General features: G+C 67.7%; 19 protein-coding genes. 8 read left to right on the plus strand and 11 right to left on the minus strand.

The annotated features are described in order from the left end of the window. The first annotated feature begins 9 nt into the window (after positions 1-9). From apbC to IB225_RS13210, 3 genes are all read left to right on the plus strand, one after another. A complete protein-coding gene (gene apbC / locus IB225_RS13200) occupies positions 10-852 on the plus strand; it encodes an iron-sulfur cluster carrier protein ApbC (RefSeq protein ID WP_192311669.1) in 843 nt (280 codons plus the stop codon). 97 nt (positions 853-949) lie between these two features. After that, positions 950-1,522 carry a dCTP deaminase gene (dcd, locus tag IB225_RS13205; protein WP_187573005.1) on the plus strand — a complete coding sequence of 191 codons (573 nt, stop codon included), beginning with the start codon at positions 950-952 and terminating at the stop codon, positions 1,520-1,522. 31 nt (positions 1,523-1,553) lie between these two features. Further along, positions 1,554-2,093 carry an RDD family protein gene (locus IB225_RS13210; protein ID WP_192311670.1) on the plus strand — a complete coding sequence of 180 codons (540 nt, stop codon included), beginning with the start codon at positions 1,554-1,556 and terminating at the stop codon, positions 2,091-2,093. Positions 2,094-2,107: 14 nt separating this feature from the next. Here IB225_RS13210 and pcp read toward each other — a convergent pair whose 3' ends face one another. From pcp to IB225_RS13250, 8 genes are read right to left on the minus strand one after another with little or no spacing between them, the layout of a single operon-like run. Then, positions 2,108-2,761, minus strand: a complete 654-nt coding sequence (gene pcp / locus IB225_RS13215) for a pyroglutamyl-peptidase I (protein WP_192311671.1) — start codon at positions 2,759-2,761, stop codon at positions 2,108-2,110. A gap of 19 nt (positions 2,762-2,780) precedes the next feature. Next, positions 2,781-3,746, minus strand: coding sequence for a DUF979 family protein (locus IB225_RS13220; RefSeq protein WP_192311672.1), 966 nt, complete (start codon positions 3,744-3,746; stop codon positions 2,781-2,783). Beyond that, positions 3,733-4,434, minus strand: a complete 702-nt coding sequence (locus tag IB225_RS13225) for a DUF969 domain-containing protein (protein WP_192311673.1) — start codon at positions 4,432-4,434, stop codon at positions 3,733-3,735. The genes IB225_RS13220 and IB225_RS13225 overlap by 14 nt, the downstream gene beginning before the upstream one ends. Next, positions 4,431-5,183: a 5-oxoprolinase subunit PxpA gene (locus tag IB225_RS13230; RefSeq protein ID WP_192311674.1), complete on the minus strand. Its 753-nt coding sequence runs from the start codon at positions 5,181-5,183 to the stop codon at positions 4,431-4,433. The genes IB225_RS13225 and IB225_RS13230 overlap by 4 nt, the downstream gene beginning before the upstream one ends. 20 nt (positions 5,184-5,203) lie before the next feature. Continuing rightward, complete coding sequence (locus IB225_RS13235; protein ID WP_192311675.1) at positions 5,204-6,148, minus strand: biotin-dependent carboxyltransferase family protein; 945 nt, start codon at positions 6,146-6,148, stop codon at positions 5,204-5,206. Beyond that, positions 6,145-6,837, minus strand: a complete 693-nt coding sequence (gene pxpB / locus IB225_RS13240) for a 5-oxoprolinase subunit PxpB (RefSeq protein WP_192311676.1) — start codon at positions 6,835-6,837, stop codon at positions 6,145-6,147. Before pxpB ends, IB225_RS13235 begins: the two co-directional genes overlap by 4 nt. Beyond that, the gene (locus IB225_RS13245; RefSeq protein ID WP_192311677.1) at positions 6,834-7,241 is read right to left on the minus strand and encodes an HIT family protein; all 408 of its coding nucleotides are present in this window, start codon (positions 7,239-7,241) and stop codon (positions 6,834-6,836) included. Before IB225_RS13245 ends, pxpB begins: the two co-directional genes overlap by 4 nt. After that, positions 7,238-7,897, minus strand: coding sequence for a dienelactone hydrolase family protein (locus IB225_RS13250; RefSeq protein WP_192311678.1), 660 nt, complete (start codon positions 7,895-7,897; stop codon positions 7,238-7,240). The genes IB225_RS13245 and IB225_RS13250 overlap by 4 nt, the downstream gene beginning before the upstream one ends. A gap of 129 nt (positions 7,898-8,026) precedes the next feature. On the opposite strand from IB225_RS13250, the gene rimO reads away from it, so the two are divergent. Further along, a complete protein-coding gene (gene rimO, locus IB225_RS13255; RefSeq protein ID WP_192311679.1) occupies positions 8,027-9,385 on the plus strand; it encodes a 30S ribosomal protein S12 methylthiotransferase RimO in 1,359 nt (452 codons plus the stop codon). Positions 9,386-9,462: 77 nt separating this feature from the next. Beyond that, on the plus strand, positions 9,463-10,209 hold the full coding sequence (locus IB225_RS13260) for a DUF3025 domain-containing protein (RefSeq protein WP_192311680.1): 747 nt from the start codon (positions 9,463-9,465) through the stop codon (positions 10,207-10,209). Between the two features lie 3 nt (positions 10,210-10,212). On the opposite strand, the gene greB is transcribed toward IB225_RS13260, so the two are convergent. Genes greB through IB225_RS13275 form a run of 3 tightly spaced genes read right to left on the minus strand, consistent with a single transcriptional unit; the run spans position 10,213 to position 12,795 of the window. Then, positions 10,213-10,716, minus strand: a complete 504-nt coding sequence (gene greB / locus IB225_RS13265) for a transcription elongation factor GreB (protein ID WP_192311681.1) — start codon at positions 10,714-10,716, stop codon at positions 10,213-10,215. A 1-nt stretch (position 10,717) separates the two neighbouring features. Continuing rightward, positions 10,718-11,164, minus strand: a complete 447-nt coding sequence (locus IB225_RS13270) for a hypothetical protein (protein WP_192311682.1) — start codon at positions 11,162-11,164, stop codon at positions 10,718-10,720. Then, positions 11,161-12,795, minus strand: coding sequence for a helicase HerA-like domain-containing protein (locus tag IB225_RS13275; protein WP_345776617.1), 1,635 nt, complete (start codon positions 12,793-12,795; stop codon positions 11,161-11,163). The genes IB225_RS13270 and IB225_RS13275 overlap by 4 nt, the downstream gene beginning before the upstream one ends. Positions 12,796-12,798: 3 nt before the next feature. Between IB225_RS13275 and IB225_RS13280 the strand changes: the two genes are divergently transcribed. The 3 genes from IB225_RS13280 to IB225_RS13290 all read left to right on the plus strand — a co-directional run bounded on the left by IB225_RS13280 (position 12,799) and on the right by IB225_RS13290 (position 15,763). Then, positions 12,799-14,379, plus strand: coding sequence for a transglycosylase SLT domain-containing protein (locus IB225_RS13280; RefSeq protein WP_192311684.1), 1,581 nt, complete (start codon positions 12,799-12,801; stop codon positions 14,377-14,379). Between the two features lie 8 nt (positions 14,380-14,387). Beyond that, positions 14,388-15,059, plus strand: coding sequence for a lysoplasmalogenase (locus IB225_RS13285; protein WP_192311685.1), 672 nt, complete (start codon positions 14,388-14,390; stop codon positions 15,057-15,059). Positions 15,060-15,256: 197 nt separating this feature from the next. Continuing rightward, positions 15,257-15,763 carry a hypothetical protein gene (locus tag IB225_RS13290; protein ID WP_192311686.1) on the plus strand — a complete coding sequence of 169 codons (507 nt, stop codon included), beginning with the start codon at positions 15,257-15,259 and terminating at the stop codon, positions 15,761-15,763. The last annotated feature ends 24 nt before the right edge of the window (positions 15,764-15,787 follow it).

Here is a 15,787-nt window from a genome sequence, read left to right on the forward strand (position 1 = left end):
GAGTTTTTGATGGCAGCTATCATTTCCCATGCTGTGCAGGGCAACCTCCGCCCGCACCCCCGCGTCCGCAACGTCATTGCCGTCGGTTCCGGCAAGGGCGGGGTGGGGAAGTCGACCACCTCGGTGAATCTGGCGCTGGCGCTGGCGGCCGAGGGCGCCCGAGTCGGCGTGCTCGACGCCGACGTCTATGGTCCCAGCGTGCCCGCCATGCTGGGCCTGTCGGGGCGGCCGGACAGCCCGGACAACAAGTCCATCGAGCCGATGCGGGCGTTCGGGGTGGAGGCGATGTCGATCGGGTTGCTGGTGGACCAGGACACGCCGATGATCTGGCGTGGCCCGATGGCCACCTCGGCGCTGATGCAACTGTTCACCGACACCCTGTGGGGTGACCTGGATTACCTGCTGATCGATCTGCCGCCGGGAACCGGCGACATCCAGCTGACCCTGGCGCAGAAGATCCCGGTGGCCGGGGCGGTCATCGTCACCACGCCGCAGGACATCGCCACGCTGGATGCCAAGAAGGCGTTGAAGATGTTCGAGAAGGTCGAGGTGCCGGTGCTGGGCATCGTGGAGAACATGGCCGTCCACACCTGCTCCAACTGCGGCCACGTCGAGCATCTGTTCGGCCAGGGCGGCGGCGAGCGGATGGCGGCCCAGTACGGCGTGCCGCTGCTTGGCTCGCTGCCGCTGGACATCACCATCCGCGAGCAGGGTGACGCTGGCCAGCCTGTCGTGGTCGCGGCGCCGGATTCGCCGGTGGCGCAGGCTTACCGGCAGACCGCCCGTGTGCTGGCGGCCACGCTGGCGCAACGGCCGCGGGCTTCCATGTCCATTCTCTCGTCGCTGGTCTGACCGGCCGGCGCAGACGGCGGGCCGGGGCCCGCCCTACAATTCCCCGTCCGCCGCGCGCCAGCCCGCGCGGCCTTCGCCCCACCAGACCAGGATTTGCATGAGCATCAAGAGCGACCGTTGGATCCGCCGCATGGCCGAGCAGCAGGGCATGATCGAGCCGTTCGAGCCGGGACAGGTCAAGCAGGCCAATGGCCAGCGCATCGTCAGCTACGGCACCTCCAGCTACGGCTACGACGTGCGCTGCTCGCGCGAGTTCAAGGTGTTCACCAACATCAACTCCACGATCGTCGATCCGAAGCACTTCGACCCGAAGAGCTTCGTGGACATCGAAGCCGACGAATGCATCATCCCGCCGAACAGCTTCGCGCTGGCACGCACCGTGGAGTTCTTCCGTATCCCGCGCGACACGCTGGTGGTCTGCCTGGGCAAGAGCACGTATGCGCGCTGCGGCATCATCGTCAACGTCACGCCGCTGGAACCGGAATGGGAAGGCCACGTGACGCTGGAATTCAGCAACACCACACCGCTGCCGGCGCGCATCTATGCCAACGAGGGCGTGGCGCAGATGCTGTTCTTCCAGTCTGATGCCGACGACGTCTGCGAGACCAGCTACAAGGATCGCGGTGGCAAGTACCAGGGCCAGACGGGCGTGACGCTGCCGCGTACCTGAGTCTCCACCCGCCGCATTGAAGGGAATCACGATGCAGACACCGCCGCCGATGCCGCAGGATCCCTATCGCAGTCCCGATGCGGACCTGGCCGGCACGCAGGGTCCGGTGGCGCCGGCCCCCGATCTCCGCTGGCTCCGTCTTGCGGCGGCGCTGATCGATGGCTGCATCGCGATGGTGTTGATCGTGCCGCTGATGTTTGTCGGGGGCTACTGGCAGGCAGCGTTCGAAGCGGGACGGTCCGGTGGCCTGGGGTTGATGCCACTTGGCACGACCCTGCTATGGGCCGTGATCGGTTTTGTCGTGTTCGCGCTTGTCCAGGCTTATCCGTTGAACGCGACGGGCCAGACCTGGGGCAAGAAGCTGTTGTCCATCAGGATTGTCGACCTGCAGGGCAACAAGCCCTCGCTGGTGGATCTGCTGGTCAAGCGCTACCTGCCGACGCATGCCATCGCCAATCTTCCGTGCGTGGGTCTGCTGTACGTGCTCGTCGATTCGCTGATGATCTTCCGCCAGGACCAGCGGTGCGTGCATGACCTGATCGCAGGCACGCGAGTGGTCAGGGCGGACTAGCTCGTCGCGAACCGTCAGTGTTCCGCGCCTGCGGCGATGCGGGCGTCATCGCGGGTGGCGAGCGCCACGCGCACCACTTCACGCAGGGCCTGGGTCACCGTTTCCACCGCCAGGCTGGGCGCCCCCGGATGCGCGCTGGCCTGCGCGGGCGAGTAAGGGATATGGATGAAGCCCGCCCGCACGGCACGCTGACGCCGTAATGCATGCATCAGGCCGTAGAACACGTGATTGCAGACATAGGTACCCGCCGTCTGTGATATCTCGGCGGGGAAGCCCGCCGTGTGCAGCGCTTCGCGCATGGCCTTGATGGGCAGGGTGGTGAAGTAGGCCGCGGGTCCATCCCCGATCACGGGCATGTCGACCGGTTGCTGATCACGGTTGTCGGGAATGCGGGCGTCATCGACATTGATCGCCACGCGTTCCAGCGAAAGCTGCGCGCGACCGCCCGCCTGTCCGACGCAGATCACGAGCGCGGGCTGCATCTCCTTCAATGCAGCACGCAGCGCCTTCAACGACGTGCCGAAGGCGACTGGCAGTTCGCGTGCCACTACACGATGTCCCGCGATGCGAGCGCCCTGCAGGGCCGAAACCGCCTGCCAACTGGGATTGACCTGCTCGCCCCCGAAGGGCTGGAAGCCGGTGAGAAGCACGGTGCGTCTTGCGGTCATCGGATATCCCGGAGCAGCGTCAACGGAAGCACAGCCACGCCATCAGCAGCACGTTGGTGCCCATCAGCCACAGGCCGGTCGCGGCCTGCGCGCGGATCACGCCGTACTGGTCGTCCAATTCCAGCAGCACCGCCGGCACGATGTTGAAGTTGGCCGCCATCGGCGTGAGCAGGGTGCCGCAGTAGCCGGTCAGCATGCCGATGGCGCCGAGGCTGGCCGGATCCGCGCCATGGCGCTGCACCAGCAGCGGCAGGCCGATGCCGGCCATCATCACCGGGAACGCGGCGAACGCATTGCCCATGATGATGGTGAACACCACCATGCCTGCCGCAAAGGCGAGCAGGCAGGCCATGCGGTTGTCGGCGGGGATCACCATCGATACCAGCGAGGCGATCGATTCGCCCACGCCGCTGGCCGCAAACACGCCACCCAGCGTGGCGAGCACCAGCGGCAGCAACGCGGCCCAGCCCATCGTATCGAGTAGACGCCTGCCTTCATCGGCTGCCCGCAGCGGAGGCTGGCGCGTCACCACGATCGCCGCCATCGCCGAGATCACGCAGGCCAGCGCCAGCCCGGTCAGCGTCAGTCCGCTCTGGCCGAATACGGGCGTGTCGCCGAATGCCAGATGGGGACCTGCGAGCACGACCGTGATGGTCAGCGCCGGAATCAGCAGGGCCGGCAGGAAAAGTCGGTGACCCAGCCGCAGCGCGGACGCCAGCCGCTCCGCTTCGGGCGCTTCCTCCAGCGGCTCACGACGCATGCGCGTGGCCAGCAGCGCGAGCACAAGCACCGCGCCACCGGCGAGCTGTGCCGGCAGCGGGTCGCCGGCCTTGCTGGCGCGCAATACGGCGTCGCCACCGGCGAACAAGGCTGCGATCAGGCCCCAGAACGCCGCGTTCGCGTAGCGCCGCTGGCGCAGGTTGCGCCAGCCGGCATAGGCGAGGAACGCAGCCAGTACCCAGTAGAAGTGCTCAATCGACAGCATCGGGACGCGCCTCCGAGGCCGGCGCTGCGCGATCCAGCCGGCGCTGGAGCAGCACGATGCGCACCGCGTGGATGATGAAGGCGGCGATCGCCGTCGGCAGCGCCCACAGCGCGATCTGCAACGGTTCCAGATGGATGCCGTGCTGCGCGTAGAAGCCCTGGATCAGCAGCACGGCGCCGAACGCGAGGAACACGTCCTCGCCGAAGAAGCGCCCGATGTTGTCGGTGGCTGCCGCCATCGCATGCACGCGCTGCGCTTCGTCCCGCGCCAGCGGCGCACGTGTTTTCCCCGCGGCGGACTCGGCCATCGGCGCCAGCAGTGGGCGGACGGTCTGCGCATGACCGGCGATGTCGATCAGGCCCACCATGCTCAATCCCTGTCGCACCAGCAGGTAACCGGCGAGCAGGCGGGAGAGTGTCAATCCACGCAGCCGCTCGATCCAGCGCAGGGCGTGCTCGCGCAGGCCGGCGCGTTCCAGCAGGCCGATCGTCGGCAGCGTCAGCGCGAACATCAGCAGCGCACGGTTGGAGACGAAGCTTTCGCCCAGCAGGGCGAGCAGGTCCGGGATCGATTTGCCGGCCGCCAGTCCGCTGACCAGGCCGGCGCAGACGACCACGATGACCGGATTGAAACGCAGGACGAAGCCCGCCACCACCACGGCGATGCCCAGCAGGGGCCAGTAACTCATGCGCAACGCTCCAGGGGGCGAATGGCGAATCCCGAGGCTTCGATCGTCTCGCGGAGTCCGCGGGCGAACGCGACGGCGTCGGGACGATCGCCGTGCAGGCAGATGCTGTCCGCCTGCAGGGGAATCCGTTCTCCCGTGCGTGCCACGACGAGGCCTTCATCCAGCAGGCGGGTCACCTGCCGCGCGGCGGTCGGCAGGTCATCGATGCTGGCATCCGCATGCGTACGCGGTGTAAGCGCGCCGTCGATCTCGTAGCGACGCTCGGCGAAGGCTTCGTGCGCGACGCTCAGGCCGAGCCGCTCGCCTGCCGCCGTCAGTGCACTGCCGGACAGGCCGTACAGCACCAGCCCCGCGTCGTGGTCACGGACCGCGCGTGCCAGCGCGTCGGCCAGCACGGCATCGCGTGCCGCCTGGTTGTACAGGGCACCATGCGGCTTCACATGGTGCAGGCGTCCGCCGGCGGCACGCACGAAGCCGTCCAGCGCCGCCACCTGGTACAGCGTCAGCGCGTACGCCTCGTCGGGCGTGAGCGCGTGCGCGACGCGGCCGAAGTTCTCGCGATCCGCATGCGACGGGTGCGCGCCGATCGCGACGCCATGCGCCAGGCACAGGGCCACCGTGCGCCGCATGGTGTCCGGCGAACCGGCATGGAATCCGCAGGCGATGCTGGCCGAGCTGATATAGGGGAGGATCGCGGCATCGTCGCCACAGTCTTCGCCCAGGTCGCAGTTGAAGTCGATGGTGCGCATGGTGGTGAGCCTACCGCGCCTCACCGCCGCTGCGCGATGGCCAGGCGCACGCGCGCGTAACGATGGGCGTGGTCGCGCACCAGCGTTTGGGCCTTCTGCGCGGTGACGGGCTCGAAGTGCACCGGCTCGCCTGGACGAAGTTGCGCGGCGCGTCCGAGATCGCAGGCGAGCACGTGGCCGAGCCGCGGATAGCCGCCCACGGTCTGGGCGTCGGCCAGCAGCAGGATCGGTTGTCCGTCCGGCGGCAGTTGCAGGGTGCCGATGGCGACCGGCTCGGACACGCCGTTGGCCTCGCCTGCGGGCAGGGAAGCGCCCGTCAGCCGCAGGCCCTGCCGGTTGCTGTTCGCATGCGCGTGCCACGCATGCGCCGCAAGGCTTTCCGCCGCGGCATGGGAGGAGGGGAGATAGCGCAGCACGTGGCGATCGAATGTCCAGGCGTCGTCCATGTCGACCCACCATGACGGAAACGTCGGGCGGCGCACGGACGGCGTCGTGGTGCCGTCGCCCAGCGGCAGACGATCGCCGGTCACCAACGCCCGTCCTTCAAGACCGCCGAAGCCGCCGCGCAGATCGGTACTGCGGCTGCCCAACACTGACGGCGCGGCGATACCGCCTGCGATCGCCAGCCATGCACGCAGCCCGTCGCGCAGCGTGCCGAAGCGGAGTTCGCCGGCAGGCAGGTCGAGCGGGCGTCCGGCAGGGAGCGGTACATCGTTCCACCATGCCGGCACCGCGGCGCCGGTGAGCGCGATGCGACACGCGCGTGGCAGCCGCAGGCGCGGACCCTGCAGGGCCATTTCCAGTCCTGCCGCCGTTTCATCGTTGCCGACCAGCAGGTTCGCCACTGCCAGTGCGGAGGTATCCAGTGCGCCTGCGCGACCGACGCCGAGATGACGCCAGCCATGGCGCCCCTGGTCTTGCACGGTGGTCTGGGCACCGGCGGCGAGGACCTGCCACGCCGTCATGGCGTGCGCTCCAGGCGCGTGAAGTCATCTGCACCGATGGGGACGAACCGCACGCGATCACCCGGTTGCAGCAGCGAGGGCCGGGCGCGAGCCGGATCGAACAGCATGAGCGGCGTGCGCCCCAGCAGCCGCCAGCCGCCCGGACTCTCGCGGGGATAGATGCCAGCCTGCGCACCGGCGATGGCGACGGAACCGGCCGGCACGCGCGTCCGCGGCGTGGCCAGGCGGGGCAGGGTCAATCCTGGATCCAGTCCCAGCAGATACGGAAACCCCGGAGCGAAACCGATCATCGCCACGGTGTAGATCGCCGCGCTGTGGCGCGCGATCAACGTCGCCTCGTCCACGCCCAGTGTGCTGGCCGCATCCGCGAGATCCTCGCCATGTGTACCGCCGTAGCAGACGGGAACCTCAAGCAGCGCACCCGGGCTCTCCTTCGTGGTCGTCATGCCGGCGAGCAGACGATGGACCAGGTCGCTGACGGTCCGCGCCGGATCGTCCAGCTGTGCCGCATCGAAGAACACCGCGAGGCTGGCGTATGCCGGCACCAGGTCGCGCAGCCAGGGCAGGTCAAGGTTTCGCAGGGCGGCCGTCAGGGCATGGACGCGCGCGTTGATTGCCGGATCAACGCCTTCGCCAAGATGCACGAGCACGGCATCGTCGCCGAGTGGCTCGAAACGCGGCGCGCTCATGCCAGACGCTGACGCCAGCGTTCGATTTCCATACCCAACTGGTCGGGCGAATGGCGCACGGCGTGGCCGTGACCCCAGACGGGTCCGGGCCACGCGGCATCGCCCTCGTGACGTCCCACCAGATGGACGTGCAACTGGCGCACGATGTTGCCCAGGGCGCCGATGTTGAGCTTTTCGACGCCGGGCGCCGAACGGATCAGCTGCCCGGCCTGGTTGATTTCGGCCAGCAACAGGCGCTGCTGTCCGCCGTCCAGCTCCAGCCATTCGCTGACGTCGTTGACGCGCGGCACCAGCACCAGCCACGGGTACCGCGTGTCATCCATCAGCCGGACCTGCGACAGCGGGCCGTCGGCGATGAAGGCGCTGTCGGCGGCCAGGCGTGGGTCGAGCAGGAAGTCGGTCATGCGAGATTCCGGGTGAAGAAGTCGAGCGTGCGGTCGCGTGCCAGCCGTGCGCTGGAAGGTTCGTAGTCCGCGCGCAGATCGTTGTTGAAGCCGTGCTCAGCCGGATAGGTGAAGACGTCCATCTGCGGCAGCAGGTCGCGATGCTGCTGCACCATCTTCGGCGGAATGGATGCATCGCGGTCGCCGAAGTGGAACATCACCGGCGCGAGCGGCGTCTCGGTCAGGAACGGCGCATTGCGCGCGCCGTAGTAGCTGACCGACGGCAGGCCCAGCCGCGTTGCCGCCAGCAGCGCCACGGTGCCGCCCCAGCAGTAGCCCACGCAACCGACCTTGCCGGCCCCGGCGATGGCATCGGCCGCGCTGGCGGTGATGTCCACGGCTGCATCGAGCCCAAGTCGCGTGATCAGCTCGCGCCCGCGTGCGAAGCCGGTGTCGTTGTAGTCCAGTTCCACGCGCGGCTCGATGACATCGAAGTAGGCCGGTGCGAGGGCGACATAGCCGTCGATGGCGAAGCCCTCGGCCACGCTGCGGATGTGCGCGTTCACGCCGAAGATCTCCTGCACGACCACCAGTGCGCCGCGCGGCGTGTCGGCGGGGTCCGCGCGCCAGGCACCGATGCGGCCCCGTGGCGTGTCGATCTGTATCCAGTGGCCCATCGGCGGGATTCCGGCGAAACGGCGTCCAGTGTATGCGCAGGTGGCCCCGCGGGCCGAATGGCCGGGCCGGGTCCGGACGGCCGGGAGGCTATAATCCGCGCCCCGTACACGCCGCCGCCGTACAGCCCCATGTCCCTGCAGAACCCCAAAGTCGGCTTCGTCAGCCTCGGCTGCCCGAAGGCCCTGGTCGATTCCGAGCGCATCCTCACCCAGCTCCGCGTGGAGGGATACGACATCGTGCCGACCTACGACGCGGCGGACGTGGTGGTGGTGAACACCTGCGGCTTCATCGATTCCGCTGTGGCCGAGTCGCTGGACGCCATCGGCGAAGCGATGAACGAGAACGGCAAGGTCATCGTCACCGGCTGCCTGGGCAAGCGTCCGGAGCAGATCCGCGAGCAGTATCCCGACGTGCTGTCGATCAGCGGTCCGCAGGACTACCAGAGCGTGATGGAAGCGCTGCATGCGGCGCTGCCGCCGAAGCACGATCCCTTCATCGACCTGGTGCCGGACTACGGCGTCAAACTGACGCCGCGGCACTTCGCCTACCTGAAGATTTCCGAGGGCTGCAACCACCGTTGCAGCTTCTGCATCATCCCGTCGATGCGTGGCGACCTGGTGTCGCGCCCGGTCGACGACGTGCTGCGTGAAGCCGAGCGTCTGGTACGCGGCGGCGTGAAGGAATTGCTGGTCGTCTCGCAGGACACCTCCGCCTACGGCGTGGACGTGAAGTACGCCGAGCGCGAGTGGCGCGGCAAGGCCTATCAGACGCGGATGAAGGCGTTGTGCGAAGGCCTGGGCGAACTGGATGCCTGGGTGCGCCTGCACTACGTGTATCCGTATCCGCACGTCGACGACGTCGTGCCGCTGATGGCCGAGGGCAAGGTGCTGCCGTACCTCGACATCCCGTTCCAGCACGCCAGCCCGCGCATCCTCAAGCTGATGAAGCGTCCCGGCGCCGTCGACAAGACGCTGGAGCGCGTGAAGCGCTGGCGTTCGATCTGCCCCGACATCACCCTGCGTTCGACCTTCATCGTCGGCTTCCCCGGCGAGACGGACCAGGAGTTCGAGGACCTGCTGCAGTTCCTGGACGAAGCGCAGCTGGATCGCGTGGGCGCGTTCGCCTACTCGCCGGTCGAAGGTGCCGCCGCCAACCTGCTGCCGGATCCGGTGCCGGAAGAGGTCAAGCAGGAGCGTCTGGCGCGCTTCATGCAGAAGCAGGCCGAGATTTCCGCCGCACGACTCGAGGCGAAGATCGGTACGGTGCAGCAGTGCCTGGTCGACCTGATCGAGGACGACATCGCCGTCGCGCGTTCCAAGTCGGACGCGCCGGAGATCGATGGTCTGGTGCACATCCAGAACGGCGGTGAGCTGGGTCTGCGCGTCGGCCAGTTCGTCGATGTCGAGATCACCGAGAGCGACGAGCACGACCTGTTCGGCGATGCCATCGTGCCGGCAGCCAGGCCGCTCGACGTCAAGGTGCTGTGACCGCACCCGCGACGGAAACCCATGTCGGCCCTGGACGGCGTCGTTTCATCGCGCCCTTGCGCGGACAGGTGGATGCCATGTGTTTCCGGCATCCGCTGTTCGACGGCTACGCCGAGCATCTGGATCTGGCGACGGCGGCACGCTGGCCGGACATCGAAACGCTCAACGCGCGCATGCCGGCGTCGGCGCCTCGCTTCGTCAGGCAGGACGCGGACCTGCTGGCCGACGGATTGCACTTTGAAGCCCGCATCGCGCAGGGACACATCGCCACGCGGACCGAGAACTGGCATGACCTGTTCAACGCCATGGTGTGGCTGCGTCACCCGGCGCTCAAGCACGCCCTCAACCGGCAGCAGTGCCGGCATATCGACCGGATCGGCGCTCGCGAACGCAATCCGGCACAGCAAGCGCTGACCCAGTTCGATGAAAGCGGGGTCATCGTGCAGGTGCGCGACGCCACGCTGCTGGAGGTGTGGGATCGGCACGACTGGACGGCACTGTTTCTTGCGAGCGCAGATCGCTGGCGGAACGGTGACATCGCGGTTGCAGCGGTGGTCGGCCATGCGTTGATGGAGCAGGCGCTTGTGCCGGGTCGCCTGCTGGTCGGCAAGTGCCTGGTGGTACTCGGCGATGCCAGTGACGCTATCGCGACGGTGACCGAATCGATTTCCGCGGGTATGTGCCTTGCCGCGTCGGCCGAGTTGCGCCCGCTGCCACTGGCGGGCATCCCGGGGTGGCATGCAGGGCAGGATGCGGCCTTCTACAGGCAGGCGGACTACTTCCGGCCGCTGCGCGAGGGGCGCGTGTACCCGCGACCGCAGTGAGCATCAGCTCGCGTAGCTGACGTCCACCAGTGCGAACTGGGTGATGCCGCCGGGGAGCTCCACGCTGAACTCGTCATCGATGCGCTTCTTCAGCAGCGCACGCGCCAGCGGCGAATCGATGCTGATCCAGCCGCGCTGGGCATCCGTTTCATCCGGGCCGACGATGCGGTAGCGCGACATCTCGCCGCTGGCGATGTTCTCCAGTTCGACCGTTGCGCCGAAGAACACCGCCTCCGGATCGCTGGGCGCGGTGTCGACCACGCGCAGTGCCTCCAGGCGCTTGCTCAGGTAGCGCACGCGCCGGTCGATCTCGCCGAGCTGCTTCTTGCGATAGGTGTACTCGGCATTTTCCGAGCGGTCCCCTTCGGCCGCAGCGGCCGCCAGCGCCTTCACCACCTCGGGACGGCGCACGCGCCACAGATCGTCCAGCTCCGCCTTCAGACGGTCGTGGCCTTCGCGCGTGATCAGCGCCGTGCTCTTCTCGCCCGGCGGGCGCCAGCGGGACATCTCAGTCTTTCCTTCCGTCTTCCGCGTCACGGCGCAGGGTGCGGCCGCGTGGGTCCTCGACCGGTTCCATGCAACTGCCGGTGGTCAGCACGAGCAGGCCGTCATCGTGGATGGCGAACTCGCGTCGCGGCTGTGCGTGGTCCTGCGGATCGAGGTCGACGCAGGTGCCGTTCCAGGTCACCGTCCAGGTGCGGCGGACCGTCCAGGACACCAGTTCATCCTGGCAGTAGAACTGCAGGACGTAACTCCCATCGACATTCAGGGTGAGCAGCGCATCCAGCGAGGAGCAGGTTCCGGGAGTATCGGAGGGCAGGGTGCCGAAGTAGCGACCCGCCAACGCCTTGCTGGTCGCCCCTGCGTCCGAGGCGACGTCGGCAGATGCGTTTGGTGCGATCAGCACTGCTGCAAGCAGCAGCGCTGATCGAACGGCATTGTTGCGCAAGCTCAACGCTTGCCGCCGAAGATGCTGCCCAGGATGCCGCGCACGATCTGGTTGCCCAGCTTGGTGCCGATGGTGCGCGTGGTCTGCTTGGCCATCGTTTCGATCATGCCCTGGCGGCGCTTGGTGCCGAACACCGCATCCTTCACCGTCTGGCCGAAACCGCCGGCATCCGGATCGTCCTTCTCCGTCTTCGCCGCCGGTGCGTTGGCAGCCTGCGTCGCGGTCTCAGCGCGCTTGGCCAGCATTTCCGCCGCCGATTCACGGTTCACGGCCGTGTCGTACTTGCCGCCAACCGGACTGCCGTTGCGCACCTGCTGGCGTTCGGCCTCGTTGATCGCGCCCATCCGGCAGCGCGGCGGCGAGACCAAGGTCTGCTGCACCGGCGACGGAATGCCCTTGTCCTGCAGCGTGGACACCAGCGCCTCGCCGGTGCCGAGCGTGGAGATGGCCTGGGCCACGTCCAGCTTCGGATTCGGTACGAAGGTCTGCGCCGCGGTCTTGACCGCCTTCTGGTCGCGCGGGGTGAAGGCACGCAGCGCGTGCTGCACGCGGTTGCCGAGCTGACCCAGGATGTTGTCCGGCACGTCGTCGGGGAACTGCGAGCAGAAGTACACGCCCACGCCCTTGGAACGGATCAGGCGCACGACCTGCTCGATGCGCTGCTGGAGCGCCGGCGGTGCGTCGTCGAACAGCAGGTGCGCTTCGTCGAACACGAACACCAGCTTGGGTTTGTCCAGATCGCCGACTTCCGGCAGCGTCTCGAACAGTTCCGACAGCAGCCACAGCAGGAAGCTGGAGTAGAGGCGCGGTTTCAGAATCAACTGGTCGGCGGCAAGGATGCCGATGACGCCGCGGCCATCCGTGTTCGTGCGCATCAGGTCGGCCAGTTCCAGCGCGGGCTCGCCGAAGAACATCTCGCCGCCTTCCTGTTCCAGCCGCAGCAGCGCGCGCTGGATGGCGCCCACCGACTGCGTGCTGACCAGGCCGTAGCTGGTGGAGATGTCCTTGCGCTCGGCTGCGACCAGGCCCAGCAGCGCGCGCAGGTCTTCCAGATCGAGCAGCAGCAGGCCGCGGTCGTCGGCGAGCTTGAACACGATGTCCAGCACGCCGCTCTGGGTGTCGTTCAATTCGAGGATGCGCGCCAGCAGGGTGGGGCCCATCTCGCTGACGGTGGTGCGGACCGGATGGCCGAGCTTGCCGTACAGGTCCCAGAAGATCACCGGACTGGCGATGGGGGCGTAGTCGGCGATGCCGATGTCCTTCGCCCGCTGCAGCACCTTCTCGCTGCCGTCTCCGGCAGCGGCCAGGCCGGCGACGTCGCCCTTCACGTCGGCCATGAACACGGGGACGCCCATGCGCGAGAAGCCCTCGGCCAGCGTCATCAGCGTCACGGTTTTGCCGGTGCCGGTGGCCCCGGCCACCAGGCCATGGCGGTTGCCGAACTTCGGCTGCAGCGTGACCGGAACATCGTCCGTGACGCCCTTGCCCAGCAGGATCGGATCCATGTGCAACCTCGCGTGGTGATGCCGGGATTCTAGCGGCTGGAAACCGCCTCCGGGATAAAGGACCGCGACGTGCGACCTTGCCCCGGCCGCGCGGGCAGGGCTACCCTCCCGGCTCACACTCTGGATGCCCACCTGATGTCGTTTGCGGTTCCTGCCTGTCTGCGTCTCTGGCCCGTTGCGGTCGCTCTGTCCCTGTTGCTGGTGTCGCCGGTATCGCTGGCCCAGCGTGTTTCCGCGAAAGACCGCGCCGCTGCCGAAGCACTGGAACAGCGCATGGCCGCCGCCGAGAAGCGCTACCGCGATGGCCTGGTGCTGGTGACGAACAGCGATCCGCGCGGTGCGACCGAGAGTGACGCCGCGCTCGAGGACATGGAGGACGTGCTGGCAGCGTGCGTGCAGCAGCGCGGCTGCCAGGTGCCCACCTTGCTGGCGACCTACAAGCGCCTGCTGAAGGGCAATGCCGACGCACAGGGCGAAGACGATGCGGCCGAGGGCGAGACCATCGACGCGCTCGATGATGGCTCCGACCACTCGGTCCCCGGCGCCGCTGCGATTCCCGAAACGGCCCGTACGGCGGCACTGCTGAACGACCAGCGCCACGCCTTCGACCGCATGGTGGAGTACAACCCGGCGATCCAGGCCGGCATCCGCCGCTGGCTGACCGACATGCGCCCGGCGCTGATCGACAGCTACGAGAACTACCAGAACATGCGCGCCGAGCTGTATCCGGCGTGGGAGCGCAGCGGCCTGCCGGAAGCGCTGCTGTTCGGCATCATGGCAAAGGAGTCGAACGGGCGCGTGCATTCCACTTCGCGCGCGGGCGCGGCGGGGCCGATGCAGTTCATGTTCCACACCGGTGCGCGCTTCGGTCTGGGCCGCGACGCGAGCGGCTTCGACACGCGCTACGACCCGTACGCCTCCGGCCAGGCCAGCGCCGAATACATGAACGAGCGCATGCGCGGCCTCAACAACAACATCGAACTGGCGCTGGCGGCCTACAACGGTGGCGAAGGGCGTGCGGCCCGCGTGTATCGCGAGAACAGCGGCCTGGGCTTCTGGGACGACGTGGTCTACAGCCAGTTCCCCGGCGAGACGCGCGACTACGTGCCGATGGTGATTGCGGCCGCGTGGCTGTTCCTGCACCCGCGCCAGTACGGGCTGGAGTTCCCGAAGGTCACCGCGCAGCCGGCGTCGCTGAAGCTGGCGCGCGATGCATCGATCTACGAACTGACGATCTGCCTGGGCAACGGCGGCACGCGCGAGGGCTACATGCGCACGCTGCGCAACCTCAATCCGCGCTACCAGCCGGAAGCCTGGATTCCCGCCGGCACCACGCTCAAGGCCAATGCGCGCATCGCAGGCCTCTACACGCGCTACTGCGTGAACGGGCCGCGTGCGGAACTGGCACGCACGCTGGTGAGCGCGGATCCCGCCGCCGCGATCCGCCGCGCGTCGCGGTCGGGCAGCGTGGCCGTGGGCGACGTGACCCCGGTCGCGGGCGTGCCGACCACGGTCGCCTCCGGCGAACCGCAGCTTGCCGAACCGAAGGCCAAGCAGGCGCGCGAATACCGCGTCGCCAAGGGCGATACGCTGGGCCGTATCTCGCAGCGCTTCCAGTGCGACCTGAAGAAGCTGGCACAGGCCAACCGGCTGAAGGCGCCGGCGTACGCGGTGCGTCCGGGCCAGGAGCTCAAGCTGGAAAGCTGCAGGAAGTAGGGCGAACGATGGCCAGGGACGGCAGCCGATACCTCTGGACCTCCGCGATCGTCGCCAGCGCCGTGCTGGCGATCGTCGGCGCGGAGATCGCCGCCCTGCGCGGGCTGCATTACGCCTTCAAGCCGCTGACGACGCTGCTGATCCTGGCGATGGCGTTTCGATTGTCGCCCGCCGGGTCGGCAGGCTACCGGCGTCTGATCGTGGTCGGCCTGCTGTTGTCCACACTGGGCGACGTCTTCCTGATGCTGCCGTTCGATGGCTTCGTCTTCGGGCTGGGCAGTTTCCTGCTGGCGCACATCGCCTACCTGGTCGCATTGCGGAAGCGGGGTGGATGGTGGCGCGTACGTTGGCCGTTGTTCGCCTATGCGGTGGTCGCGTCACTCGTGTTGACGCAGCTGTGGCCCGGGCTGCCGGGCGACTTGAAGCTGCCGGTGATCGTCTACGTCATCGCGCTGGCCGGCATGGCGGCGCAGGCGGCCAGCGTGTGGCGGGAACATCCGGGTCGTGCGACACGCGTCGCGGCCATCGGTGGCGCGTTCTTCGTCGCATCCGATGCGCTGCTCGCGCTGGATCGCTTCAGTGCGTCGATCCCGATGGCGAGTGTTTGGGTGCTGACGACTTACTGGGTCGCGCAGTGGTGCATTGCATGCTCGGTGCGGAGCGGCGAACGACGACCTTGAGGAGGCATCGTCCGAAGCGGTGCAGGGGCGGGAGCTCGAGCTGCATAACTGCAGGATGCAGTCAGCGAAGGCATGCGAATCGCACAAGCCGGTCTTCGTACGTCTTTGTTACAAAACTAACATTAAGCATGCCAGTGATCCTGGGCGCCATGGCGTGACCTAGACTGCGCGGCATTTCCTCGAACGAAGGTCATGCCATGCAGTCGATCCGCTCCCTTGCTCTTTTCTCCATCGCGTACCTGTTGGTTGCGTGCTCCGGCGACAACGCGGAGAAGGCAGCGTCTGGCGCCGTGTCCAAAGCGGTGGAGCTCGCCAAGGGGGCTGCCACCGGCGCCAGCAAAGGTGTCGAGGAAGGTCGCAAGGCCAGCACCAGCATCGACGGCGCGGTGATCGTCAGCAGTGGCGACGAACTGAAGGCCGCGCTCACCGGCACGGTGCTGTCGGCGGACAAGGATGAATCTGCGCGGGTGACGCTGGGCTTCGCCAACGACGGCGATGCGCCGGTGCGCGTTACCGAGCTGTCGCAGGGCAACCACGTCACCGGACTGGATAGCGAAGGCTATGCCTGCAGCACTGTGCAGGCTGTCGACGAGTTCACGGTACCGGCCAAGGCCAAGCTCAAGGTGGAGTTCGGTTTCCAGTGCACTGGAAAGGCGCTCGCCACGGTGCGCCTGTACGACGTCGAGTACGCCGTCGCTCGCTGACTCCGGATTTCACCGGGTCGGCAA

Source organism: Pseudoxanthomonas sp. PXM02, from assembly GCF_014851805.1.
GTDB lineage: Bacteria > Pseudomonadota > Gammaproteobacteria > Xanthomonadales > Xanthomonadaceae > Pseudoxanthomonas_A.